The organism is Vibrio sp. MEBiC08052 (assembly GCF_001506075.1).
Classification (GTDB): domain Bacteria; phylum Pseudomonadota; class Gammaproteobacteria; order Enterobacterales; family Vibrionaceae; genus Vibrio.
Genome location: NZ_KQ947475.1, coordinates 191,718 through 217,438, shown reverse-complemented (window position 1 = coordinate 217,438; position 25,721 = coordinate 191,718). Strand labels below are relative to the sequence as shown.

22 protein-coding genes are annotated in these 25,721 nt (G+C 43.0%); 11 read left to right on the top strand and 11 right to left on the bottom strand.

The features are described from left to right. Positions 1–58 precede the first annotated feature (58 nt). Positions 59–949 carry a methylenetetrahydrofolate reductase gene (gene metF, locus VRK_RS00950; RefSeq protein WP_059119684.1) on the top strand — a complete coding sequence of 297 codons (891 nt, stop codon included), beginning with the start codon at positions 59–61 and terminating at the stop codon, positions 947–949. A 131-nt stretch (positions 950–1,080) separates the two neighbouring features. Here the strand turns inward: metF and zapB are convergent, their stop codons facing one another. Further along, on the bottom strand, positions 1,081–1,323 hold the full coding sequence (gene zapB / locus VRK_RS00945) for a cell division protein ZapB (protein ID WP_038178743.1): 243 nt from the start codon (positions 1,321–1,323) through the stop codon (positions 1,081–1,083). 318 nt (positions 1,324–1,641) lie between these two features. Here zapB and glpX point away from each other — a divergent pair, with 318 nt between their 5' ends. After that, on the top strand, positions 1,642–2,649 hold the full coding sequence (gene glpX, locus VRK_RS00940; RefSeq protein WP_059119683.1) for a class II fructose-bisphosphatase: 1,008 nt from the start codon (positions 1,642–1,644) through the stop codon (positions 2,647–2,649). Between the two features lie 121 nt (positions 2,650–2,770). On the opposite strand, the gene pfkA is transcribed toward glpX, so the two are convergent. Then, positions 2,771–3,733: a 6-phosphofructokinase gene (pfkA, locus tag VRK_RS00935; protein ID WP_059119682.1), complete on the bottom strand. Its 963-nt coding sequence runs from the start codon at positions 3,731–3,733 to the stop codon at positions 2,771–2,773. A gap of 522 nt (positions 3,734–4,255) precedes the next feature. On the opposite strand from pfkA, the gene VRK_RS00930 reads away from it, so the two are divergent. Further along, entirely contained in the window at positions 4,256–5,785 is a 1,530-nt protein-coding gene (locus VRK_RS00930; RefSeq protein ID WP_059119681.1) for a M28 family metallopeptidase, read from the top strand. Positions 5,786–5,898: 113 nt separating this feature from the next. Here the strand turns inward: VRK_RS00930 and fieF are convergent, their stop codons facing one another. Beyond that, positions 5,899–6,810: a CDF family cation-efflux transporter FieF gene (gene fieF, locus VRK_RS00925; protein ID WP_059119680.1), complete on the bottom strand. Its 912-nt coding sequence runs from the start codon at positions 6,808–6,810 to the stop codon at positions 5,899–5,901. A 260-nt stretch (positions 6,811–7,070) separates the two neighbouring features. Next, the gene (locus VRK_RS00920; RefSeq protein ID WP_197413046.1) at positions 7,071–7,583 is read right to left on the bottom strand and encodes a Spy/CpxP family protein refolding chaperone; all 513 of its coding nucleotides are present in this window, start codon (positions 7,581–7,583) and stop codon (positions 7,071–7,073) included. Between the two features lie 220 nt (positions 7,584–7,803). On the opposite strand from VRK_RS00920, the gene VRK_RS00915 reads away from it, so the two are divergent. Further along, complete coding sequence (locus tag VRK_RS00915; RefSeq protein WP_059119678.1) at positions 7,804–8,499, top strand: response regulator; 696 nt, start codon at positions 7,804–7,806, stop codon at positions 8,497–8,499. Continuing rightward, the gene (gene cpxA / locus VRK_RS00910; RefSeq protein ID WP_059119677.1) at positions 8,499–9,920 is read left to right on the top strand and encodes an envelope stress sensor histidine kinase CpxA; all 1,422 of its coding nucleotides are present in this window, start codon (positions 8,499–8,501) and stop codon (positions 9,918–9,920) included. The genes VRK_RS00915 and cpxA overlap by 1 nt, the downstream gene beginning before the upstream one ends. Positions 9,921–9,981: 61 nt before the next feature. On the opposite strand, the gene VRK_RS00905 is transcribed toward cpxA, so the two are convergent. From VRK_RS00905 to VRK_RS00875, 7 genes are all read right to left on the bottom strand, one after another. Beyond that, complete coding sequence (locus VRK_RS00905) at positions 9,982–10,899, bottom strand: DMT family transporter (protein WP_059119676.1); 918 nt, start codon at positions 10,897–10,899, stop codon at positions 9,982–9,984. Beyond that, positions 10,892–12,079: an ATP-grasp domain-containing protein gene (locus VRK_RS00900; RefSeq protein ID WP_059119675.1), complete on the bottom strand. Its 1,188-nt coding sequence runs from the start codon at positions 12,077–12,079 to the stop codon at positions 10,892–10,894. Before VRK_RS00900 ends, VRK_RS00905 begins: the two co-directional genes overlap by 8 nt. Continuing rightward, positions 12,076–13,293, bottom strand: coding sequence for an ATP-grasp domain-containing protein (locus VRK_RS00895; RefSeq protein ID WP_059119674.1), 1,218 nt, complete (start codon positions 13,291–13,293; stop codon positions 12,076–12,078). Before VRK_RS00895 ends, VRK_RS00900 begins: the two co-directional genes overlap by 4 nt. A 12-nt stretch (positions 13,294–13,305) precedes the next feature. Further along, positions 13,306–14,187 (bottom strand): hypothetical protein, encoded by an 882-nt coding sequence (locus VRK_RS00890; RefSeq protein WP_059119673.1) that lies wholly within the window; start codon positions 14,185–14,187, stop codon positions 13,306–13,308. Between the two features lie 26 nt (positions 14,188–14,213). Then, positions 14,214–14,891: a hypothetical protein gene (locus VRK_RS00885; RefSeq protein ID WP_059119672.1), complete on the bottom strand. Its 678-nt coding sequence runs from the start codon at positions 14,889–14,891 to the stop codon at positions 14,214–14,216. Positions 14,892–15,540: 649 nt separating this feature from the next. Beyond that, positions 15,541–16,005, bottom strand: a complete 465-nt coding sequence (locus VRK_RS00880; protein ID WP_059119671.1) for a tRNA (cytidine(34)-2'-O)-methyltransferase — start codon at positions 16,003–16,005, stop codon at positions 15,541–15,543. Positions 16,006–16,059: 54 nt separating this feature from the next. Beyond that, entirely contained in the window at positions 16,060–16,539 is a 480-nt protein-coding gene (locus VRK_RS00875) for an FxsA family protein (protein ID WP_059119670.1), read from the bottom strand. A 356-nt stretch (positions 16,540–16,895) separates the two neighbouring features. Here VRK_RS00875 and VRK_RS00870 point away from each other — a divergent pair, with 356 nt between their 5' ends. From VRK_RS00870 to VRK_RS00835, 6 genes are all read left to right on the top strand, one after another. Then, entirely contained in the window at positions 16,896–18,740 is a 1,845-nt protein-coding gene (locus tag VRK_RS00870) for a sensor domain-containing diguanylate cyclase (RefSeq protein WP_231735721.1), read from the top strand. 189 nt (positions 18,741–18,929) lie between these two features. Further along, positions 18,930–20,375 carry an aspartate ammonia-lyase gene (aspA, locus tag VRK_RS00865; protein WP_059119668.1) on the top strand — a complete coding sequence of 482 codons (1,446 nt, stop codon included), beginning with the start codon at positions 18,930–18,932 and terminating at the stop codon, positions 20,373–20,375. Between the two features lie 288 nt (positions 20,376–20,663). Continuing rightward, the gene (locus tag VRK_RS00855) at positions 20,664–22,466 is read left to right on the top strand and encodes a protein-disulfide reductase DsbD (protein WP_082671431.1); all 1,803 of its coding nucleotides are present in this window, start codon (positions 20,664–20,666) and stop codon (positions 22,464–22,466) included. 238 nt (positions 22,467–22,704) lie between these two features. Continuing rightward, on the top strand, positions 22,705–23,334 hold the full coding sequence (locus VRK_RS00850) for a response regulator (protein ID WP_059119665.1): 630 nt from the start codon (positions 22,705–22,707) through the stop codon (positions 23,332–23,334). A gap of 320 nt (positions 23,335–23,654) precedes the next feature. Next, positions 23,655–23,921, top strand: coding sequence for a DUF4212 domain-containing protein (locus tag VRK_RS00840; protein ID WP_059119663.1), 267 nt, complete (start codon positions 23,655–23,657; stop codon positions 23,919–23,921). 14 nt (positions 23,922–23,935) lie between these two features. Continuing rightward, the gene (locus tag VRK_RS00835; protein WP_059119662.1) at positions 23,936–25,639 is read left to right on the top strand and encodes a sodium:solute symporter family protein; all 1,704 of its coding nucleotides are present in this window, start codon (positions 23,936–23,938) and stop codon (positions 25,637–25,639) included. The last annotated feature ends 82 nt before the right edge of the window (positions 25,640–25,721 follow it).

Here is a 25,721-nt window from a genome sequence, read left to right as displayed (position 1 = left end):
TATAGACGTCTAAACGTCGATTGCTATCCGATTAGCCATCATTCACGGGAGAGAGAAGATGGGATACTCATATGCTGGACATATTGATGCACTGAATCAAAATATTAGTGAATTATCCGGAGACATCAATGTCTCTTTTGAGTTTTTCCCGCCAAGCTCACCACAAATGGAAGAAACGCTCTGGAACTCAGTTCATCGCTTAAAAACCTTACAGCCCAAATTCGTCTCTGTCACCTACGGGGCTAACTCCGGAGAGCGAGACAGAACCCATTCCATCATTAAAGAAATCAAATCCCAGACAGGCTTAGTCGCAGCGCCTCACCTCACTTGTATTGATGCCAGTCGAGATGAATTGGCTCAAATTGCCGATGACTACTGGAACAACGGCATCGAGAACATTGTTGCGCTCCGTGGTGATATTCCACCGGGCGGCGGTAAACCGGATATGTATGCTGCTGATCTGGTCACGTTACTCAAATCCCGTCATGACTTTGATATTTCTGTCGCAGCCTTTCCTGAAGTCCACCCGGAAGCCAAAAGTGCTCAGGCTGACTTACTGAACCTCAAACGTAAAGTTGATGCAGGTGCCAATCGTGCCATCACTCAGTTTTTCTTTGATATTGAGTGTTATCTACGATTCAGGGACCGTTGTGTCAGTGCCGGCATTGATGTCGAAATCGTACCGGGTATTCTACCGGTATCCAACTTTAAACAAGCATCTCGCTTTGCCGCGCAAAACCACGTCAAAGTACCGGGATGGATGAATAAGCAATTCGACGGATTAGACGATGATCCGGTGACACGTCAGCTTGTCGGTGCAAGCCAAGCCATTGACATGGTCCGGATACTCAGTCGTGAAGGGGTGAAAGACTTTCATTTCTATACGCTGAATCGGGCAGAAATGACTTATGCATTGTGTCATACACTGGGCATCCGGCCGCAAGTATAAAACATATTTCAAACTCTCCCATCAAAAATGCCGACATTCTCGTCGGCATTTTTAATATCGCGTTATTTTTGATACCGCACTTGTGATATAGAAAGTTTGAACCAAATCGCTTTGAGATAGAAGGTCCAGCCTTACTCCATATCTTCCATCTTACCAAGCAAATTGCGAATGCGTTCCTGCCATGCGGTTTGCTCTTGCTGAATGTCCTGTACGCGCTGTTCCAGTTCATCACGGCTGGTTTTCAGCTGAGTCGCTTCTTCAATCAATTTCTGTTTTTCTTCTTTTAATTCTTCAACTTCCATTTGAAGGAGTGTGATTGTATCAACGGCAGTTTGAATTTTGGCTTCTAATTTCTCTAACACTTCAAAAGACATGCTTATATCCTTTACGATTCTGCGCTTGCAATAATGATTGTACCTAGTTGCTCATTCTACTCAGCCATGGCTGGAGAAACACGCTCTATATTGAATATTTTCACCATTCGATTAAAAAACCGACGTGAATTGACACAATTCTTACTTTTATTGTTCTTCGTGACAGGTTTAATCCATCTTGAGCCCTGAGATACCGCTGAAGATCTGAGATCGCTTTGATCAAGTGCAATAATCCGCAAGCATTTCAGCAAACGTTTTCGTCGGGATATGCTAATATTTGACGCAAATTTCTCAGTTTTCCGTCAAGATGGAGTTCACATGAAACGTGATTTAGCAATGGCCTTTTCCCGAGTGACCGAAGGTGCGGCTTTAGCAGGGTATAAATGGCTTGGGCGCGGTGATAAAAATGCCGCGGATGGTGCAGCTGTCGAAGTCATGCGGAGCCTGTTGAATAAGACAGAGATCACGGGGGAGATTGTGATTGGAGAAGGGGAAATTGATGATGCCCCGATGCTTTATATTGGCGAGAAGGTCGGTTTGGGAGGCGATGAAGTAGATATCGCAGTTGATCCGATAGAAGGAACTCGCATGACAGCCATGGGGCAGTCGAATGCGCTCTCCGTATTGGCAGCAGCGGAAAAAGGTAGCTTTTTGAAAGCGCCCGATATGTACATGGAAAAACTAGTCGTCGGACCGGGAGCCAAAGGATGTATCGATCTCAATCAGCCTCTTAAACAGAATCTCGAACATGTCGCGCAGGCACTAGGTAAATCACTGGATAATCTGGTCGTGATTACATTGGCTAAACCTCGTCATGAGCGAATCATTGCCGAGATGCAACAGTGGGGAATACGCGTATTTGCCGTGCCCGATGGTGACGTGGCAGCTTCAATTTTAACCTGTATGCCCAATAGTGAAGTGGATGTGATGTATTGTATCGGTGGCGCACCGGAAGGCGTAGTCTCCGCAGCCGTCATTCGCGCCTTAGACGGTGATATGCACGGCCGTCTTCTGCCTCGTTACGAAGTGAAAGGTGATACTGATGAAAACCGACAGATCGGCCAGCAGGAAATAGAACGCTGTCAGAAAATGGGCGTTGAAGCCGGTAAGGTGCTGAAGATGGAAGATATGGTCCGCAGTGATAATGTAATTTTCTCAGCAACGGGAATCACTAAAGGTGACTTACTGGATGGCGTTACTCGCCAAGGGGATATTGCCGTCACCGAAACCCTGCTCATCCGCGGCAAATGCCGGACGATTCGTCGGATTCAATCTACACATTATCTGAACAGAAAAGATCCGGAAGAACGGATGTGGATTCTCTGATATATATGCCGATCTTTCATCAGGATGATGATATCCGTTAGCCAAAAGAATCTAACTTAATATCCGATACAAAAAAAGACCGCGCACTGCGGTCTTTATTAATATGTGCTACGAAAAAACCTTAAAACAGTTCTTCAGCAACTTTATACAAATCTTTACGGACAGGACGCTTCATATTCTCGATCGCATCGATGATATCGTGATGAACCAGATCTTCTTTCTGAATACCAACACAACGACCACCATGACCTTCCAGCAGAAGGTGAACCGCATAGTTCCCCATGCGAGACGCTAAAACCCGGTCAAATGCTGTCGGACGACCACCACGCTGAATATGACCAAGCACGGTCGCTCGTGTTTCACGTTTCGTCGCTTCTTCAATCTTCTTGGCCAGAACATTGGCATCCATCATCAGCTCAGTCAAAGCAATGATGGCATGTTTCTTACCTTTCGCGATGCCGTCTTTCAGATTGGAAATCAGCTCATCCATATTCAATCCCGTCTCCGGGGTAATGATATATTCACATCCACCAGCGATGGCTGACATGAGTGTTAAATCACCACAATGACGTCCCATGATTTCAACAATAGAAATCCGTTGATGAGATGATGATGTATCGCGCAAGCGGTCGATGGCATCAATGACGGTATTCAAAGCGGTCAGATAACCGATGGTATAATCGGTGCCGGCAATATCGTTATCAATGGTGCCCGGCAGGCCGATACATGGATATCCCATCTCTGTCAGCTTCTTGGCTCCCATATAAGAACCATCACCACCGATGACAACCAGTGCCTCGATACCATGCTTCTTCAGATTCTCAATCGCTTTTTCACGAACGTGAACCTCTTTAAATTCAGGAAAACGAGCTGAACCAAGGAATGTACCACCTCGGTTAATCACGTCAGAAACACTCGAACGCTCTAAGCGAGCAATCCGGTCTTCATAAAGCCCCAGATAGCCATCATAGATGCCGAAAACTTCTAAACCAGCGCCTAATGCAGTGCGTACAACGCCACGAATCGCAGCGTTCATCCCTGGAGCATCACCGCCACTTGTTAATATCCCGATCTTTTTAATCATGCTCACCCTCTAAAATATTGGGAATGTCATTCTAATAGATAGTTGTATCCGGTTGTTTATGTCAAAACAAACCGATCTTCTCAGCACATCATGTCACTTTTTTTGCAAAGTTACTCGATCTTTTTTTGCACTGAAGATTAAGTGTTCATATTGTGGATGAGTATTGCAATTTTGTCATTACTCTTTGTTGATTCACATCAGGGTATAGTTTTTTTCTTATGCGAATCAACAATAGTAACAGCCAATATCGAAGATAAAATAATCTAAAAAATCACTGCCCTCCCCTGACAACAGGATTTCCGGCAGGACTTATTTCCCTCACATTTGCATAATCATTTACATAAATATAAATAATGCAAATATTTATTAACATTCTTATGCTCACTGTTGTTTACATTCTGATTATGAATTAATTTGCATCAATTCATCCCTAATCTTGCTTTGTTTTGTTAGTTTAGTAACGCTGGCCTTTAAGGCCTTTTACCACTCAGATCAAGCGCCTACGATAGGGAGATCAGGATAATGAAATACACAAAAACCAGTCTGGCCGTCATACTGACACTGTTCAGTACATCGCTCATTGCGGCAGAAAATTTGCAGACTGACGACAACAAAGTCTGGATATCGATTGGCGCTGATGCAAAAGGCACCTTGCTGGAATCCGCCACCCAACCGATTCAGGCTCAGTCGATTGTTGATAACCCGCTCGTTTGGGTTGGACAAGTTGATCAACAAGATCTTGCTGAGCTATCACACAACATGCACGAAGAACATCATCGCTGCGGTGGTTATATTGTCCATGACTCTAAACAAAGTGCGATTGAAGCAAGCCGGGTTCCATTAACCAGCAGTTCATTTGCTGCAGTCGGTATTCATCAACAAGATATTGTCAAACCGTTGATCCCACTCGTCAGTGCCGACCAAATTACCGATACAATCACCAGCTTATCGGGCTTTACCAATCGCTTTTATACCACCCACACCGGGGCACAAGCTTCTGACTGGATTGCAGATGAATGGCGAGGACTCGCTTCTGCATGGCGCAATGCTTCTGTGCAGCAGTTTAGTCATTCAGGTTATCGGCAAAAATCCGTGATCCTGACGATCCGGGGGACGGAAAAACCCGATGAAATAGTGGTCATTGGCGGTCACTTAGATTCAACAATCGGTTCAAGAACCAACGCCCAGAGCGTTGCTCCCGGTGCTGATGACGATGCATCAGGCATCGCCAGTGTGACTGAAATCATCAGGGTACTGGCAGAAAATAACTTTAAACCGAAACGTACGATTGCTTTTATGGCTTATGCAGCAGAAGAAGTCGGGCTACGCGGCTCTCAGGACATCGCTAACCAATATAAGAATGACGGCAAAAACGTACTTTCCGCCCTCCAGTTGGACATGACAAACTATCCCGGTTCTGCTGAAGATATTGTCTTTATGACCGATTATACCGACAGTAACCTGAATTCATTCTTGGCAAAGCTGCTCGATGAATACCTCCCCAACCTGAAATACGGCTTTGACCGATGTGGTTATGGCTGCTCGGATCACGCATCATGGCATGGTGCCGGATATCCTGCGTCAATGCCTTTCGAAGCAAAATTCGCTGAATACAATCCGAATATTCATACCCCACGGGATACGCTCTCCAATTCTGACCGTGAAGGAAAGCACGCACAAAAATTTGCCCGGCTCGGCCTCGCTTATGTGGTAGAAATGGCAAATTCAACGGCGGAACAACCACAGGATCCGATTTTGAAGATCGGTCAGCCACTGACCGGGTTAAGTGGTCAGGCATCGGGCCAGAGTTGGTATACATTTGAATTGCCTGAATCCCGCTCTTTTTCGATCGCGATGTCGGGCGGCCAAGGTGATGCCGATCTTTATGTGAAGTATGGCGCGAAAGCGGGAACCCGTTCTTATGATTGTCGTCCTTACAAAGCGGGTAATAACGAGTCATGCTCGTTTGATCGCGCAGCTGCGGGGACTTACTCAATCATGCTACGCGGTTATTCTGACTATTCGGGCGTCAGGCTGGAAGCCAAGTTCTGATATAAGTGAAAAAACTCATACAGATAACCTGAAACATAGTTTTCAGGTTATCTGTTTCTCAACGGATGTAATAGCCAATACACGGCCTCACTCAAGCATATCTCTGTCGGTCATTACGACCATTCTGCTACTTTCTGCTCATATTCTGATTTCAGGATCACCGAATAAGGGTCTTGGTGGACAAGCACATCTGAGCCGGGAAACTGTGCCAGTAATAACGCTTCAACCTGATCAGAAATCTCATGTGCCTGAATCAGCGGTAAATGATCATCTAATTCCAGATGAAGCTGAATAAAACGCACCGGACCAGACATGCGCGTGCGTAGCCCATGAATTCCTAATACCCCGTCAACCGATAAACTCAACTGACGAATGTGACTGATTTCTTCATCCGGCAGTTTGCGATCCAATAACGTCTGAATCGCTTCGTGAATAATCTGATAGGCACTATATAAAATATAAACACCGATCCCGACGGCAAAAATCGCATCGGCTTGGGTCACCCCTTGCCAGCTCATTGCTAATGCGATCATAATCGCAATATTCATCCATAAATCAGACTGATAGTGCAAGGAGTCCGCTGCAATCGCCTGACTCCCTGTTTTACGAACCACATATTTTTGATACCGAACCAACAGGAAGGTCACCACTATCGCCAGCGCACTGACATAAATCCCAAGCTCCGGTGTTTGTAGCGGCTGAGGCCGAAAGAAACGGTCAACCCCGTTGAGCAGCAGAAAGCAGGCGGAGCCCGAAATAAACATTGCCTGTGCCAGTGCAGCCAAAGATTCTGCTTTCCCATGACCAAATGTATGTTCGCGATCAGCCGGCTGAAGCGCATAACGAACCACCAAAAGGTTGACCACCGATGCGGCAATATCCAGCAAAGAGTCAATCACCGATGCGAGTAAACTGACTGACCCGGTATGCCACCAAGCAAACATTTTAATTACCAGCAACGTCATCGCGATAATGGTCGCACTCCATGCTGCTGATTTCACTAAGCGAATATAATTTGCGTGCATTAAAAACTCTGAATGAATGTCATCACTGATGGTTAACTATATAACGAAATCCGCTTCATTGCAGGCGATTTATTTATCAACAGATAATATAATTAGCTGATTTTTAACATGAAAGTGATAATAATTATTAGTAGTAGTCACAAGAAAGAGGCGCATCCCTGTCACCTCTTTCTTCACTGACGTCATTGGTTTCACCAAAGCGCTATCCAATAACATGCTGTTTTCACAATGCTCACAACTCAACAATCGCGGATGTTATCCTACCATTGGTTCATCATGAAGCCAGGGCCATTACCACCACCACCGCCTTGACCGGGTCCGGTCATATTGTTGTAAGGTCTTTCTTGAAACATTTTTTGCCATTGTTGTTGTTGTTCTGGCGTCAAAATACTCAGCATGTCATGCCGTTGACGCATCATCTCTACACGTCTGTCAACACGCGCATTTTCCATTTTGTCAGCCAGTTTCTGCGCGGCTTGTTCATCAAAATTTTTTGCCATTACAATCGGTACCATCTCTTGATGAAAATCTTGCATCCGAGCCTGCCTTTGCTCCCAATGTTTTTGTCGCAGTGCCGTCAGTTGATTTTGCTGTTCCGATGTAAGGTTGAATGATCGCAACATCCCACGGTGATCATAACGCTGGCATTCGAAACGTTGATTTCCCCAATAACCACCGCCATGATGGTTCTGATATCCGGCAAAAACAGCCATACTGCCGAGTGTTAACGGGAGAACAGCTGCTGCCAATATTACTTTTGTTAAAGTGCTCATCTCTGTTACCTCTTGGTGGACAGACTGAATAAACATCAGCCTTTCATGTATCGGTAAATTAAGCTTACATTCTGTAAGGTCAACTGGTGTATAGCGTAGGTAAAAGAGTGTAAATGAGGCACCGAACGATCTTTATCCGTGAATTTTAAAGGTAAACTATTGGTAACAGTCACTGGCTTGCAAAGACAAAATATTCATAGAACGCTGCGGAGAACAACTGATGCCCCATATCCTAATCATTGATGATGATACTGAGTTAACCGCACTACTCAACGAAGTGCTTAGCTTTGAAGGATTCAGTGTTGCAGAAGCCCATGATGGGGAAGCTGGTCTAAACATGCTGGACGAACAGACGGACATCGTCTTATTGGATGTCATGATGCCCAAACTGAATGGGATGGAAACACTGAAAAGAATCCGTTCCTCTTCTCAATATGCGCAAACACCAGTGCTGATGCTGACTGCCAAAGGCGAAGAAATCGATCGGGTCATCGGTCTTGAGCTGGGTGCTGATGACTATCTGCCAAAACCGTTCAGTGACCGGGAACTACTGGCCCGCATCCGTGCCATTCTCCGTCGCACCCAACAAACACCGGTTCATAAATCGAGTGAAGTGATCGAGTGTGAGGACTTACGCCTCTATCCAAAAAAACAAGAAGCGTACTGCCACGATGAACTGCTGGAGTTAACCTCCACAGAATTTGCGCTGCTCACACACTTTGTACAGCATCCGGGAGAGACGCTCACGAAAGAGACTCTGAGTCTGGATGTGCTCGGTAAACGACTGGCAGCATTTGACCGAGCCATTGATATGCATGTCTCCAACCTGAGGAAAAAACTCCCGGCCCGTCATGATGGTCGGGAGAGAATCAAGACACTGCGCGGACGCGGCTATCTGATGATCGCGGAGGACTAATGCATCTTCCCAAGTTAAATAGCCTCTATGGTCGAATCTTTGCCATTTTCTGGTTCACGATGTTACTGATTTTGATCGTTGTGCTTTTGTTGCCGAATCTTGATCCGAGAAAAGCCAGAGATTTACCGAATTCGGAACGTCAACGTCTGGCTACAATCAAAGAGAACCTCGAAACCAGATTTGCCGGAGAGCAAAACCTCACCATTATTCTCAGAACGTTATCTGCTCGGTTTATCCGCCAACCCCGACACAATATGCATTCTCAACCACTCAGGGACAATCAGGACAAGCCTCATCTGTTTCTGACCGATATGGCAGGGAACATTCTGATGGTGAATGGCAATCAGATGATCAACAGCCGGATTCTCCAAAATTTTCTCACCGGCATCGAATCAGCCGAACAACCTCAGCAACGCCTGTACGGCCATTTTCTGATGACAGGTCCGATGCCGATTCATCTTGCCCAGCAACCGTTGTTACTCTACGTCGCCTTCCCTGACAATCAACTGCCACCATTTTTTATTCGCTTGCTGGACCACCCGATTTCTCTGTTACTGGTGGTCATGTTGATTAGTACACCGTTACTGCTCTGGCTGGCATGGGCATTAAGCCAACCGGCTCAAAAGCTGGCTCAGGCATCACAACGTGTTGCTCAAGGCGAGTTTCAGGTTGATCGCTCCCTAGAACAGGGAACCACTGAATTTCGTCAAGCCGGGCAGAGCTTTAACCATATGGTCGAAGCCGTTAATGAAATGATTTCAGGACAGCAACGGCTTTTATCCGATATTTCTCATGAACTTCGTTCACCGCTGACCCGTTTAAGGATGGCAACAGCACTCGCCAATCGCAAACAAGGGACAAGCCCTGAACTGGAAAGAATTGATACCGAAGCCCAACGTTTGGAACAGATGATTGGTGAGCTGTTGGAACTGTCCAGAATGCAGCTCAACAGTCACTCAAGTCAAGAAACTCAACCCCTGTCCAGTTTATGGGAAGCTTTGCTTGAAGATGCCGTCTTCGAAGCGGAACAGATGGCAAAGACGCTCAGCTATTCCATCATTCCGGAGCGACGGATATCGGGCAACCCACAACAGCTTATGAGTGCTGTCGAAAATATCGTGCGTAACGCGATCTACTACAGCAAAGATCATATTCGGGTAACCTTCAGTGACACACCACAGCAGTTGACCCTCTGTGTCGAAGATAATGGCGAAGGTGTGCCGGATGATGAATTCGCTAACATATTTCGGCCGTTCTATCGCGTTTCAACCACAAGAGAACGCCACAGCGGAGGGACTGGACTGGGGCTCGCCATTACCGAAAATGCCGTCCGCCAACATCGTGGCACGATTCAAGCCAGTCGCAGCGCAATGGGCGGGCTGATGATTACCATCACACTGCCGCTGGATATATCGGTCTGATCCCTCAATTCTCCCGGTAAGCTCGAGTTACCAGCTTGAAAGAAATATATGAGTGGTCAGCTTAAGGCATTGTATCCGTCGCTATTTTAGCTTTACGGCACAGAGATAATCTAAACTCATGAATCAAAATTGCAGCTAAAATGCAAACGCCACCCAGCATCTGCATCGGAGTTACCAGTTGCTCAAGAAATATAAAACCAAGAATTAAAGCAAAGATTGGCTCAGATAATTCAATCAATTGTACAGTCTGACTTTTCATAATCGTTAAAGATTTAGTGGTACACCAAAAACCACCAATGGTTGGAAGCAAAGCTAAAAGCACCAACGTGAACCATGCACTGCCATCAATACCTACAGGACCAGATAGCGAAAATGGAATCAGTAAATATATCAATCCAAAAAACAGTAATCCACATACGGGAATCAATCCACCACCTATATTCAATTTCTTATTCAGCACCAAAAATAAGCCGTAACCAACACCAGCCAATACAGCATAAATAAAGCCGATGTCCACTGAAGCTTCAATGTGCTCATTTTCTATAAAAATCAAATACAAACCTAAAATGGCAAACAGAACTGACATCCATTCCTTTCCTGTCAGGATTCGACGTTCAAAGATTGCATTGGCAATGAATGTTACCAACGTCGAAACACCGAACAACAAGAACACGACCACAGCAACATTTAGATTCCCGTAAGCAGCGGTTTCGAAGAAATACAGCATGAAAAATCCAAAGAAACTACAAACGATGAGTGCTTGCCATTTTTCTCTCAAATAGTGCAACATTGTACTGAGTTTATTCGTCGCCACTAAAACGATAACAATTATAAAAAATGCGACCGCACACTTATAAAAAGCAACCGCTTCAGGAGTCATCCCTGAATTGAATAAGTTGACACTAAAAATACCAACCATACCATTAAAAAATGCAGCCAATAGCGCCAGAAGGACACCATACCAATGTTTTTTATTCATGAGAGCCAACTTCACATGTTAGTGGGATTATTGCAGAGCTTACCAAGGACATACACTGAACAATTGCATCTCGAACTTCAATAGAATTCTCACCCTCAAAGTGGACGATTGCAGGTATATCATCATATGAGAACCCTTTGTTTTCGCCATTTAAATTCAATTTCCGATATGTAATATTAGGGTGTTCTAACTGAAATCCATCAGCGAACTGATAACCAGATTCAAATGGATTTGGAACCATTAAAAAACCTGTTACTTTCGTCTTGACCGTATCCACATTTTTTCCCAGAGAGACTTTCGTCCATAGTTCAAAAAGGTCAACACCTTCATTATTATAAGCAACAAAAGGAATCTCGCCACCACCAACTCTTGCCCCTATTTCTAAGAAGTAGAATTCATCATCATGTTCAATAACTTCTAAATGCATTGCCTGATGATTTATTCTCAGTAAATCTGCAACATTAAATGCAAGTTTTTTCAAACGTTCATTCACGGAAATATCATCAATAGTAAACGATCCCAATGGAACTTTATATCTAAAATCAAGACAAGTATTAATATATTTAGACACTTTAAAATATGGCATATCATCACAAGATATTATTGCATCGATATGGTAAATATCACCATCAATAAATTGTTCAATTTGAAGACCTTCAACACTTTCCACAGAAGGTATATCATCATGTGAAAAAATCTTATAGACACCTTCTGATGCTGCACCGACTTCTGGCTTAATGATACAAGGGTAATTATACTCAGATATGAATTTATAAATATCATCTTTACTCTGTAATTTCTTAAATATCGGGAAAGGAATATTAGAATTCATTAGTGTAGACTTCATTAATACTTTGTTTCGATGAAGTTCATTATCCTCTATTTTAGCACCCGATATTCCTAAAGCCTCTCGAATCATTGCAGCACTATCCAAATCATATTCAGAGTGTGCAATGACTAAATCAACATGATCACGTTCGTTGATTTCAATTGCTGCATCTAGCACATCTTTACTTTTTAATTCATCAAGATTTTTCACATTCAAGCAATATTTGGGGTTAATATGTTTTTCTTTACCTTTCAATGTAATAAATGACATATGAAAATCATCAGAATTTATATATAGACTATAATTAGAAAATATATCATCATAACGATTAATGATTAAAACATGCTTCATATTAACCCCACTTTACGATTTAACTCATATGCTACATCTTTAATTTCATGATAATTATCACCAAAGAAAATAAAGTGTCCAATACGAGAAGTCCAGTCTTGATTACTCCCCAACATATCCCCACGATTAAAGTATATTTCACAGTTCTTGAAATATTTATGATTCTTATATTTATCAATTGAATTTAATTCTGTAAAACGTTCTTTTCTTCCCCTGAATATAAATGAAATAGCAGAAATACCATTGGAACAAGGTTCCTTGGACATTTTTTTATTTACATACGCAGCAATAGTCATTTGAGCTAAATCTATACCACTAGATTGTTTAATTAGTTCCACAATCTTATCGCCTGGCATTCTTGCCGCGATTTCAATAGCAACAGGCTGGCCATCTGGACGAACTCTCAACTCCAAATGAAAAGGACCTATGTTGATTCCTATCGCTTGAACAATAAACTTTGCATATTGACTTATACGATTTGAGATTGTTTCACATAGTTGATTTCCAACAATATGCCCAAGCTCGACAAAATAAGGCTCTTCACCCAATATTTTCTCTGTAATTGATAATATTTCTATCTTATCATCAATAACAACGCCCTCGACACTAAACTCATCCCCTGGGATATACTCCTCAACAATAAATTTCCCTGATGATATGTAGTCCAAATCACTAATTTCACGCTGCGATAAATTCAGCATAAATGAAACCAAATCATCAAAGCTATCAATTCGTTTAACTTCAATACTACCAGACATATCAACTGGTTTTATAACTGCTGGAAAATCAAATTCCATCGGTACATTCAATGCTTGTAAATCAGTGTTAATATCAACCAAGAAATACCGAATATGACTCAATTTTTGTTCTTTTATCTTATTTCTAAAAGCATATTTATCACGTACAAATGCTACAGTATCACGATTTAAACCGGGTAATAAAAAATGTTTCGCCAGTTGAGAACAAACTGGAACGGTATACTCAGAACCAGGAAGAATGGCTTGAACATCTCCAATATTTTCAATCGCACTTATTAGTGATTCAATATCTCTTGAATCAACCTTGACAACTGATTTTACTAAATTCCTCAACTCAGGAGACACCTTCCTTTCCCCCTCATCAAGACAAAGAACATGTAAATCAACTTCCATTTCTACAGCTGCATGTATATAGGCGATTCCAGATGAAACCGGATCAATTACGACAATGCTCATATTTTTATCCTACTAGCCAAAAGACTCAATTTCTTTTTCATCAAGCTGTACAACTTTTTTTGTAATAATTGTCGAACCTACAGACACTGTGAAAATATTCTTCTCTATAAATTGCTCGATATCATGATGAATCCAATCAGTAAAATGAACGTTTCTAACATGAACGCCACAATTAACGCGATGCTTTAAGTCATTAATACAATTCTCATGATAAGTGCTCAAATTATTTCTATTTATTGCAACTATATTTATTCCATCTAATTTATGTTTTTCTGAAAGCTCAATCCCTCTTGAGAGTGCTGCCCCCATGCCACTCCCAGCAGAAATAATATTTATATATTTACTCATCTTCTGATATCTTGGCACAGGTATATTGATGATTTGATATTTGATCTGATCATCAGGTTTCAAGGTCATAAACCAGTTAGAAAAAATACCATTCTCTTTAAGCTTTACATGTATACGGAGGAGGTTAAATCCATCTTTATACATTGTTACCAATGAGTAACTTCGAGAAATAGAGTAGTCATTATGAAAAATATTCACTATAGACTTTGAAGTGAAAAACTGTTTTTTCACATTTATCTTTATCTCTATAATGGAGTTATCAATATATTCAACACTCTTAATTGAACCAATAGAAAAATTACCAACATGAGACTCGATGGAGATATCTGTCAATGGTTTGCTAATACAAGGTAAAAATATATTCGGGGTGTTTATTATCTTACCATTCTCTATAACTTGACCAGAGACAAGCTTACATCGACAGACTCGGCATACACCATTTAGACACCCCTTTGTAATGTAATTACTTGGGATATGATCGATTAAATTATCGTCAATACTAGCTGTTATATTTAAATCAGCTATTTTAATTTCAACCTCAGGCATATTACATCACTATTATTTATTAATAATTATAAAGTATTTTCTTTTAACTCACTGAAGTATTCACCAATCATAGGTATAAATGTTTCAATATGTTGAATTGCATTCTTTAGATCATGTTCATTTTTAATAACCGTTGATAACATTTCCGTCATCATACCACTATGATCTTCAGCTTCATCAAATGCAACATGTGATGCAGCACCACTAACTTCCTCTTCACCTAAATAAGCTCCTGCTTTCTGAGTGATAAAAGGATTATAATTATCGCCATAATATTCTAGGAACCAATCCCAAATAATTGCACTTAATGGACCAAATCGTTCAACACTATAATTCAGATACCCCATTAATTTAAGTGTAGAAGGAAATGCATTTTCATCTTTTATATCAGATATGGAATAACCGTACTTAGTTAAGTCCTGAGCAAACATCTCGTCATGACCTAATTCATCATATAGATAATATGAGAGTTTCTTTGCTGCTGGAATATTTCCTTTACATGCAACAGCAACTGCTCTTGCATCCAATTCATTATTCATATTAATACGAATAACACACTCAAGAATGTGACGTTTGTAATACTCTTTATTAAACCAATCCGTTTGATGGAATTCACTCGTTACAGAGTCTTTTTCAAACTCTTTATCTAACAGACTTTGAACCTTATTTTCTAATAATTTTATAACATCTTTATTAATAAACATAACCAACTCCTCTATTATTAAATATAATTAAAATAATTTAATATTGAATTTTCATATTAACAAACCATATTTCAAACCAAATATCACAGCTTATAATAATAAAAATCACTATGAAATTAATAAACTACAATTAGTCTATTTCTATCAATAAACAAAGATAATTTTTACCGGAAATAATTAGTCCTCAATAACTATTCGATTCAGATAGCACATCAAACTTCTTATTGATTTCATCAGTGATATTTAAAATTATTTCACACTCATATATCTACTTTCCATTTTTATGAAATCATAAACTCTGGAAATCAGACTGCGTCATGCTTAGCTCTCCGAGTTCTCAATCAGTGATTACAAATGAACACTTTTTGCATTTTTTCAATTCACTAGTAGATTACACATTGTTTCAACAGCAACACATTTATAACAACAAAATAGCAACAATTTGCATAACATGCTACAACATTAATAACAATTCAACAAAATAATAAACAATTGGTTGTATATGATGAGGAAAGATCGGATTGCTTTATATCTTGATATAAAGGTTAAAGAGAGGAATTAGATAGAGATAAGCGACCAAGTATCCCTGAACAACACAACGTCAGGGACACCGACTCTGGCTATGATTATTTATCTATTGGAACCGAAATTACTTCCCACCGGGGAAGCCGAGTTGACGCCATGCTTCGTAGCTTACAACAGCCACAGAGTTCGAGAGATTCATGCTCCGCGCGTTAGGCAGCATGGGGATCCGGATTCTGCGCTCTTCAGGGAAACCATTGCGGATGTCATCCGGTAAACCAGCTGTCTCAGATCCAAATAACAATACATCGCCAGCTTGATAGGTTGGCTCATCATGAGGTCTGGAACCTTTGGTCGTCAGTGCAAAGATTCGTTGATCACCAATCGCAGCTAAAAATGCTTCGTAGTTCGGGTGAACACTCACCTTCGCCATATCTCGGTAATCGAGTGCTGCTCGACGCAGATTTTTTTCTTCAAGATCAAACCCCAATGGCTCGATCAGGTGCAGATGACAACCATTGTTGGTTGATAACCGAATGATGTTCCCCGTATTTTGGGCAATATTCGGACAATATAATGCAATGTGAAACATGAAATTGACGCCTATTTTTTATTTTTAGTGATATTTTCTAAATGCCGTTGTACGTTAATTTAATTTATCATGATCGTCATCGTCGTCTTTGCGATCATATTCACCTTCGTACGTGTTGCCGCGATGGGATTGCCGATCATGAGATCCTCCGGGACCAAATGGCTGTTGGACATTCCCTTGAATAACAACTTTATCCATCAGTTTACGTGCCAGCATCGCGCGCGGTCCCGGAAGCAGAACAAACATCCCCATCAGATCCGTCATAAAACCCGGCGTCAATAACAGTACCCCGGCAACCGCCAGAAGTACCCCTTCAAGAATTTGTTGGGCTGGTATTTCGCCATCCTGAAGTCGCTGTTGCATGGTCAGCAAGGTCTGTAATCCCTGACTTCGTACTAAAGATGCCCCGACAAACGCAGTGATCAACACCAAACCGATGGTCGGCCACAATCCCAGATATCCACCGACCTGAATAAATAAACCAATCTCAATGATTGGAACTGCAATAAACAAAAATAAGATAAGGGGAAACACAGCGCCTCCTGTTATAGGTCCGCAAACCTGTCGAGTGTAACGAAATCTATCCATAAAACCGACCCCTGTGTTTCACTTCCTTACTATTTTGAAAGTGCTCCTGCCCGAAATCCTCCCACTGACAGACTCTCCCAGAAAAATGAGAGATAACACTCTGTCACGGGGATTTTCCACTGGCCTGTTTTACCAACGAAATTAATCAAAGTGGCCAAATAATCACCCAAAACAGCTCATACTCTCTGGTATCCTCGCTGATCCTGATCTAAGTTTTAAGAAATAAATAGTCAGTTAGTGGCATAATGAAAAGAGCAAAAAGAACCATCAGAAAGATAATATTCATATGGCTGTGTCTATCCGTGATCCCTTTCGGATACTACCTCCACCTCAGCCATGAAGCCCATCAGTTTTTTGTTCAACAGCTCAAAACACAGAGTCAACAATATCTTGAACATGTCGAAGCCAAAGCGACCCAACTGAGTAAACTCATCCAACAGAATTTTGCACAACTGAGCCAATCTCCCCTGCTCCTCGACTTCGCAAAAACAGGCAATTCGACCTATCGTAATTATCTTAAAAATCAATGGTATCTGACCGCTGCAAATGTCGAATTTTTTTACCAGTTGCGTTACCTCGATCATCAAGGGAAAGAAATCATCCGTGTCGATTATACACCGCAGATGAGTCAACCCTATGTTGTTCCGGACAATGCGTTACAGTATAAAGGGAAACGAGATTATTTTTATTACGCACAACGACTCGCTTCAGGAGAGCAGGGTTATTTCGGTATCGATCTGGAACGAGAATTCGGCCAAATCGTAACCCCATACAAACCGGGATTTCGCATGATCTATCCAATCGATTATGATCAACGGCGCTTGGGTTATTTCATTGCTAATCTTGAAGTATTAGGCATTATCAAAAATATCACAGCCAATGATCTCGGCTACTCGGTTGATTTTATTGATAAGAGTGGGTACTACATTCTCAGTAATCATAAAAATAAACTCTTTGGCCGGCTGCTCAAAGAGCGGGAAAACATCAACCTTGCCTATGAGAATCCCCAATTATGGGAATATATTCATCAGACGCCCTATCAATCCGGCAGCCTCCAAACCGCTGACGGTTTATATGTATTTCAACCATTTCAGACTTCACTATTCGGTAATAGCCATGATATGACACTGCTGACGATGTATCCGCAGCACCTCATTAAGCAAGGCTTTGCTCAGAGAGATGAAGAAATTCGGATGACCGTCATCATTCTGTTGCTCTTCTTTGGCATTATTGCCGGTTTTTTTGCCCTACTCTGGGAAAGTTATTTAATCAACCGACTGGAACAAACATTCAATCAGGTCGTGCTCGACAACAGTGTTGCAGTCGCTCTAACCAACGCACACCATATCATTCTTCGGGCCAATATACGTTTTTGTGAGCTTTTTGGCACCGAACAGTCTGAAATTCAAGGAAAAAATATTCTCGATTTACAACCTGCCAAAGCAAAGTACCAAAATATTCTCAGACAACTCAAAACGAGTGGGGAATGGCAAGGCCAGGTGAGGATTGGTAATGAGGATCCACCTCATGTCTGTAAAGTTGAAGTCCGGGCTTTGGAAGGTTCCATCAGACAGATCAGTCATTATGTGTATTCATTCAGCGATATCTCTGAGCACTACAACGCGATTTTAGAGCTCAAGGAGAAAAATGAACGGGACATCATGACCGGACTGTGGAATAAGAAAAAATTCAACCAAACGTTACTGCACTATTCAAGATTGCAGGAACGGTATAGCAATCAACCTAAAAGTAGTCTGGCAATCATTGATGTCGATGATTTCAAACGCATCAATGATACCTACGGCCATGCGATCGGTGATCAGGTACTGCTTCGTTTAGCTAATCAAATGCTGTCGATCCTACGCGATACTGATTTTGTCTCGCGCATTGGCGGCGATGAATTCGCCGTCATCATTCAACATGCCGATGTCAAAACATCGCAGAAATTGATGGAACGGATCTGTCTTGCTATCGAGTCGTGGCAAGAATACGACACCACAATCAGTATCGGAATTGCTGAAATCACATCCAGTCATCACCAATCCTTCGTCAATGCAGATAAAGCGCTCTATCGTTCTAAGAGAAAAGGAAAAAATTGTGTTTCCGCTCATGGAATCGAACAATTGACCGTTGTGCAAAACAACTAAAGACAATAAAGTTATTGTCGGTAGTGAAAAAGGTGATCAAGTTACTTTTTTTATCCAGTAGACTTAGTATGATGTTCTACGCGTTTCGGTCGGATTTCCAAACGTTAACACTACCAGAATGGATTCTTTGAAGAATTAATCCCTATAAATTGATAACTACGAAGTTGAGTTACCTAAGGATCCTATACTATGACTACCCTATCTGAAGCAGTTGCTGAAACCGCTACCCGTCTGGAAGAAGATTTACTCGGTGAACGTCATGTCCCTGCCGATGCATATTACGGCATCCATACTTTACGAGCTGTAGAAAACTTCAATATCTCCAATGTCACCATTTCAGATGTTCCTGAATTTGTTCGTGGCATGGTCATGACCAAAAAAGCGGCAGCCCTTGCTAACAAAGAACTAGGCGTGATTCCAAAAGAGATTGCATCTTATATTATCCAAGCATGTGATGTAATGCTCGAAACAGGGAAGTGTATGGATCAATTCCCGTCAGATGTATTTCAGGGCGGCGCAGGGACTTCGGTCAATATGAATACCAACGAAGTCATTGCCAACCTTGCTCTGGAACTGATGGGTAAAGAAAAAGGACAATACGATGTGATCAATCCCAATGATCATGTCAACAAGAGCCAATCAACAAACTGTGCTTATCCAACCGGGTTCCGTATTGCTGTGTTTAACAGCGTACAAAAGCTCGTCAGCGCAGTCAGTTACCTCAAAGAAGCATTTGAAATTAAGAGTCATGAGTTTAGCAACATCCTCAAGATGGGGCGGACTCAGCTTCAGGACGCCGTACCAATGACTGTTGGTCAGGAGTTCCACGCTTGGGCGGTGACATTGAATGAAGAGATCCGTGCGCTGGAATATACTTCAAAGCTTCTGCTTGAAGTTAACTTGGGTGCAACCGCTATCGGTACAGGTCTGAATGCCGCTGAAGGCTATCAGGCGCTGGCAGTAAAACATCTGGCAGCCGTTACCGGACTGGACGTTGTTCCGGCAGAAGACTTGATTGAAGCGACGTCTGACTGTGGTGCTTATGTAATGACACATGGTGCCCTTAAACGTCTCGCAGTGAAGCTTTCTAAAATCTGTAACGATTTACGTCTGCTTTCTTCCGGACCAAGAGCAGGACTGAATGAACTGAACCTGCCAGAACTTCAAGCCGGATCATCCATTATGCCAGCGAAGGTGAACCCAGTGGTTCCTGAAGTCGTCAATCAGGTCTGCTTTAAAGTATTGGGTAACGACAATACCATTTCTTTCGCTGCGGAAGGAGGACAACTCCAACTGAACGTGATGGAACCGGTTATCGGTCAGGCAATGTTTGAGTCAATCTCGATTCTGTCCAATGCATGTATCAATCTGCGCGATAAATGTATTGACGGGATTACAGTCAACAAAGAAGTTTGTGAGAACTATGTGTTCAACTCTATCGGAATTGTGACCTACCTGAACCCATATATCGGTCACCATGAAGGTGATATTGTCGGCAAAATCTGTGCTCAGACTGGTAAAAGTGTCCGTGAAGTCGTTCTGGAACGCGGCTTGCTGACCGAAGCAGAGGTGGATGAAATTCTATCCATCGAAAACCTGAGACACCCTCAATATAAAGCGAAACGCTACGAATAAGTGATTATTTTGCGCTAAACATTATAGTTTTTCGCTAAACATACTGCGGTATCCCTAATGGATATCGCAGTATGAGTTTCCAGCCCCGCAAACTCAAATTTCTGTCTTTCCACACAAATTTTCTCCTGTATTCTGAGAATATCATCAGAAAGTCATCGGCTTTTTTGGCTTTTGGTCGAATACTTACATCTATCTGTCCAAGACTGACTTCTATCACTCGCATTTCTCGGAAAACTTGCGTTATGATGAGTCCATTCAAGTCAAACATATCTTTTAATGCAGACAATTATGCGGACAATTTTTCTCATTTTGACAGTGCTGGTATCGGCCTTATTACCACTTCAGGCTCAGCAATTTGATCCGCCGTTGTCCTCTGCTTTTACCCCGAATCAATCGCGATTTGTGGCTGTAGATCAAGCATTTCCCTTTCTCGCTTATCAACAAGGAAATCAATTAACGCTGAGTTGGGAGATTAAGCCGGGCTATTATCTGTATCAACATAAACTAAATTTCGACCCACAACAGGTCCGTATCCTTTCAACGCATATGCGTCAGGGTGAATCGCACCATGACGAATTTTTCGGTGATGTGAATATCTATAACACCCCGCTGCAAATCACACTGGAACTGGCTGATGCGGGAAAAAATGCCGAGATTCAAGTCGGATATCAAGGCTGTGCCGAACAAGGGTTTTGTTATCCGCCAGAAGTGCGCACGGTGCCGATTGCACCGCTTCCGACGGCGACTATGGCTTCAGAATCAAACGGAGTCACATCTCCGTCAAGTCAGCAGTTACAGAAGCCAAACAGCCAGCCGATACGACCAGTGTTGCCTCAGGCCGAACAAAATCGGTTAGCTGACGCACTGGGAGAAGATCTATGGACGGTGGTACTATTCCTGTTTCTCGGCATTGGATTAGCCTTCACACCTTGTGTTTTCCCCATGTATCCGATTGTTACCAGTATCGTGCTGGGTCAGAACAACCTCAATAAGAAACAAGCTTTCGGACTGGCCGTAATTTATGTTCAAGGCATGGCCCTCACCTATACCCTACTCGGGCTTGTGGTCGCCTCAGCGGGATTGCAATTTCAGGCAGCACTTCAAAGCCCGATGATCCTCATTACTTTCAGCCTGCTTTTCATTCTGCTGTCACTCTCCATGTTCGGGCTCTATACGATTCAAATGCCGTCCTCTTTGCAGACAGCCCTGAATAACCTGAGTCAGCGGCAATCCGGAGGTCGTCAGTTTGGTGTCTTTATCATGGGCGCAATCTCCGGCCTGATCTGTTCACCCTGTACCACCGCCCCACTCTCTGGTGCTTTACTGTATGTTGCTCAGACCGGGGATTTGATGCTCGGCGGTGTCGCGCTTTATCTGTTAGGGCTCGGTATGGGGATACCTTTGATCATGATTGCTGTTTTCGGTCAGCGTTTTCTACCGAGATCCGGTCCATGGATGGAAAAAATGAAAACGCTGTTCGGATTCATCCTCCTTGCCGCCCCCATCTTCCTTCTGGAGCGAATCATCCCCGAATTATGGTCAGTCAGCTTATGGGCTCTACTTGGTGTGAGTCTTTTCCTATGGATATTGCTGACCAGCCTCCGTTCCGCAGCCAGCCAGCTCAAAAAAACATTGCTGCTTGTCTTTTCTCTGGCCGGCATCGGGTTTTCGCTGACACCAGTCGCGTTGTATTCCGGCATCATCACTTCCACAGCAAATGCGGAGTCGCTGTCTTTTGCCCAAGTTCAGAATGTCGATGAACTGGCACAACAACTTGCTTTAGCCAAAGCGGAGCAACAACCCGTCATGATCGACTTTTATGCTGACTGGTGCGTCGCCTGTAAAGAGTTCGAAAAATACACTTTTTCAGATCATGACGTACAGCAAAAACTCGCCAATTATCGTCTCATTCAGGCTGATGTCACGGCAAACAATGCGCAAAATAAAGCCCTGCTGAACCACTTAGGGGTGCTTGGATTACCAACCCTCAGTTTTTGGAATAGCACTGGAGAACGAGTTCCGCAAGCCCGGATTACCGGCTTTATGTCTGCCGATGAGTTCTTGCAACATCTTCATCAGTATGCTTTATAACGCTCGGTCAGAATGATCAAAACAACCCAAGTCGCAATGGATGAGTCCTTGTTATCCTTTCACGCTATACAAAGCAATCTGGATCACACGATCAATGTATCAACATACAATCGCGACACAATGCACACAGATGTCTGCAAAAAAGGGGATAGAGTTCAGAGTTTTCATGCTCCGATATTGTTCAAAACTATAAACGGAACAATAATTTGGTTAACAGCTTGTAAAAATATGAATTGTAATGGACGCAACCTACACCATTATCATTGCAGATGATCATCCACTCTTCCGTAATGCACTGTTTCAATCGGTGCATATGGCCGTGAGCGGAGCCAATCTACAAGAAGCCGATACACTCGATGCACTACTTACCCTTTTGGCAAAAGAACCAGAACCGGATCTGGTTTTACTCGATCTAAAAATGCCGGGCAGTAATGGGATCTCTGGTTTAATTCACCTTAAAAATACCTATCCGGATTTACCGATTGTGGTGGTATCAGCCAGTGAAGAACCAGCTGTCGTTGCACAAGTGAAAAAGCATGGTGCTTTTGGCTTTATTCCTAAATCCAGCGATATGCGCACCCTCGTCAATGCACTCAATAAAGTGCTCAATGGTGACCCGTACTTCCCTGAAGATCTGATTGTGACCAATCAGCCCGGCAACGATCTGGCTGAAAAAATTGCGGCATTAACCCCACAACAATACAAAGTATTAGGGATGCTGTCGGATGGCTTACTCAATAAACAGATCGCCTATGAGTTGAATGTTTCCGAAGCAACTATCAAAGCTCACATGACCGCCATTTTTCGCAAACTCGGGGTTAAAAATCGAACTCAAGCCGTCATCCTACTGAATGAAATAAACGACTAAATCATCCATTATTTCATTGATTGACACCGAACTCGCGCTCGCTCCCATATCTTCTAGCTGAGCCTGATTTGATGTGAGAATCCCATTCAATTGAATGCAAATACACATCCGATGAGGCTCTCTGTATATACTTTTGGCTAACAACTATATCATTTAACATATTATTTACATTCGTTGCCTCAATAAAAATCTGCCAATCCATTTATACCTCCGAAAGTCAGTACCCGACTAAAGTTGCAAAGATCAAACCATAACGACCTGCTATTTTATAATTGTAACATTGTATTAACAATAATACCGATAACAGGAAGGAGACAGCTATGGCGTTCGAATCATCAGAGCACGCACAAGCTTACTGGAAAGAGAATTTGGGAATCATGGGAACCCTGCTGGCAATTTGGTTTCTGGTTTCTTACGGTGCCGGGGTTTTATTTGTAGACGCACTGAACACCATTCAGTTCGGTGGTTTTAAACTCGGTTTTTGGTTTTCCCAACAGGGGTCGATCTATGTCTTTGTTGCCCTCATTTTCATCTATGTCTGGCGAATGAACTCACTCGACAAGAAATATAACGTCCATGAAGACTAATCAAGGAGTGACGTATGGATATTCAAACTTGGACATTTATCCTCGTGGGCCTGACTTTTACCTTGTACATCGGCATTGCGATCTGGGCAAGAGCGGCTTCAACCAGTGAATTTTATGTCGCCGGTGGAGGCGTACATCCGGTGGCAAACGGGATGGCAACCGCTGCTGACTGGATGTCTGCGGCATCATTTATTTCTATGGCGGGGATCATTTCTTTTATTGGCTATGACGGCGGTGTCTACCTGATGGGTTGGACCGGTGGCTATGTCTTACTTGCACTTTGCCTCGCCCCCTATCTTAGAAAATTCGGTAAATTTACAGTCCCGGATTTTATCGGTGACCGATATTATTCCAGAACAGCACGAATGGTTGCGGTATTCTGTGCCATTTTCGTCTCTTTTACCTATGTTGCCGGCCAGATGCGTGGTGTTGGCGTCGTTTTCGCGCGCTTTCTTGAAGTCGATATCAACATGGGCATTATTATCGGGATGGCGATCGTATTCTTCTATGCGGTCATGGGCGGCATGAAAGGCATCACTTACACGCAGGTCGCTCAATATTGCGTGCTGATTTTTGCATTTCTGGTTCCGGCCATTTTCACCTCACTGATGATGACGGGGACACCGGTTCCGCAACTGGGATTCGGTTCAACTATTTCAGGTACCGATACTTATCTCTTGGATCGATTAGATGGTTTAACTCAAGAATTGGGTTTTACCGCATATACTGACGGTTCGAAAAGTATGGTGGATGTCTTCTTTATCTGTGCGGCCTTGATGGTTGGTACGGCTGGCCTCCCCCACGTTATTATCCGCTTCTTTACAGTACCGAAGGTCTCTGATGCACGGATTTCTGCCGGATGGGCACTGGTGTTTATCGCCCTGCTCTATACGACAGCGCCTGCCGTTGCGGCATTTGCCCGAGTAAACATGATCGATACGATCAATGGTCCGGACATGAAAGGAGTTCAGTCTACGGATGCGCCGAGTTGGTTTAAAAACTGGGAAAGCACCGGATTGGTTTCATGGGAAGATAAAAATGGTGATGGTCGCATGTTCTATGCAGGGGATGCGCGTAATGAAGTGAAGATCAACCGGGATATCATCGTTCTAGCATCTCCGGAGTTAGCCAAACTGCCAAATTGGGTCGTTGCCTTACTGGCAGCCGGAGGTCTGGCAGCGGCACTCTCGACTGCCGCCGGTCTGCTGCTGGTTATCTCCACCTCTATCTCACATGATTTGCTCAAAAAAGGCTTCAAGCCAGACATGACCGACAAGCAAGAACTACTCGCAGCGCGGATCGGTGCTGCGCTGGCCGTTATCGGGGCCGGCTATCTGGGCATCAACCCACCGGGATTCGTGGCGCAGGTGGTCGCCTTTGCCTTCGGCCTTGCTGCTGCGTCCTTCTTCCCGGCAATTATTATGGGGATTTTTTATAAGAAGATGAATAAAGAAGGGGCGATTGCAGGCATGCTATCCGGGATACTTTTCACTGCGGCATACATCATCTACTTTAAGTTCATCAATCCGGCAGACAATACACCGGACAACTGGTGGTTCGGTATCAGCCCGGAAGGTATCGGAACATTAGGGATGTGTCTGAATTTTGTGGTCGCCATTGTGGTCAATAAATTTACGGCAGAAGTCCCCGATGATGTGCAGGAAATGGTGGAATCCATTCGCTATCCGAAAGGTGCGGGGACAGCACATAACCATTAATTAATGACCACGAGAAACTGATGTGACTTGAAGCGTATCGGGTCACTTCTCTCTGGCCCCGATGAATACACATTCATCGGGG

Excerpts from the sequence above, each read along its gene's own strand:
- metF (WP_059119684.1), top strand. The coding sequence starts at position 59 with ATGGGATACTCATATGCTGGACATATTGATGCACTGAATCAAAATATT.
- zapB (WP_038178743.1), bottom strand. The coding sequence starts at position 1,323 with ATGTCTTTTGAAGTGTTAGAGAAATTAGAAGCCAAAATTCAAACTGCC.
- glpX (WP_059119683.1), top strand. The coding sequence starts at position 1,642 with ATGAAACGTGATTTAGCAATGGCCTTTTCCCGAGTGACCGAAGGTGCG.
- pfkA (WP_059119682.1), bottom strand. The coding sequence starts at position 3,733 with ATGATTAAAAAGATCGGGATATTAACAAGTGGCGGTGATGCTCCAGGG.
- VRK_RS00930 (WP_059119681.1), top strand. The coding sequence starts at position 4,256 with ATGAAATACACAAAAACCAGTCTGGCCGTCATACTGACACTGTTCAGT.
- fieF (WP_059119680.1), bottom strand. The coding sequence starts at position 6,810 with ATGCACGCAAATTATATTCGCTTAGTGAAATCAGCAGCATGGAGTGCG.
- VRK_RS00920 (WP_197413046.1), bottom strand. The coding sequence starts at position 7,583 with ATGAGCACTTTAACAAAAGTAATATTGGCAGCAGCTGTTCTCCCGTTA.
- VRK_RS00915 (WP_059119678.1), top strand. The coding sequence starts at position 7,804 with ATGCCCCATATCCTAATCATTGATGATGATACTGAGTTAACCGCACTA.
- cpxA (WP_059119677.1), top strand. The coding sequence starts at position 8,499 with ATGCATCTTCCCAAGTTAAATAGCCTCTATGGTCGAATCTTTGCCATT.
- VRK_RS00905 (WP_059119676.1), bottom strand. The coding sequence starts at position 10,899 with ATGAATAAAAAACATTGGTATGGTGTCCTTCTGGCGCTATTGGCTGCA.
- VRK_RS00900 (WP_059119675.1), bottom strand. The coding sequence starts at position 12,079 with ATGAAGCATGTTTTAATCATTAATCGTTATGATGATATATTTTCTAAT.
- VRK_RS00895 (WP_059119674.1), bottom strand. The coding sequence starts at position 13,293 with ATGAGCATTGTCGTAATTGATCCGGTTTCATCTGGAATCGCCTATATA.
- VRK_RS00890 (WP_059119673.1), bottom strand. The coding sequence starts at position 14,187 with ATGCCTGAGGTTGAAATTAAAATAGCTGATTTAAATATAACAGCTAGT.
- VRK_RS00885 (WP_059119672.1), bottom strand. The coding sequence starts at position 14,891 with ATGTTTATTAATAAAGATGTTATAAAATTATTAGAAAATAAGGTTCAA.
- VRK_RS00880 (WP_059119671.1), bottom strand. The coding sequence starts at position 16,005 with ATGTTTCACATTGCATTATATTGTCCGAATATTGCCCAAAATACGGGG.
- aspA (WP_059119668.1), top strand. The coding sequence starts at position 18,930 with ATGACTACCCTATCTGAAGCAGTTGCTGAAACCGCTACCCGTCTGGAA.
- VRK_RS00855 (WP_082671431.1), top strand. The coding sequence starts at position 20,664 with ATGCGGACAATTTTTCTCATTTTGACAGTGCTGGTATCGGCCTTATTA.
- VRK_RS00850 (WP_059119665.1), top strand. The coding sequence starts at position 22,705 with ATGGACGCAACCTACACCATTATCATTGCAGATGATCATCCACTCTTC.
- VRK_RS00840 (WP_059119663.1), top strand. The coding sequence starts at position 23,655 with ATGGCGTTCGAATCATCAGAGCACGCACAAGCTTACTGGAAAGAGAAT.
- VRK_RS00835 (WP_059119662.1), top strand. The coding sequence starts at position 23,936 with ATGGATATTCAAACTTGGACATTTATCCTCGTGGGCCTGACTTTTACC.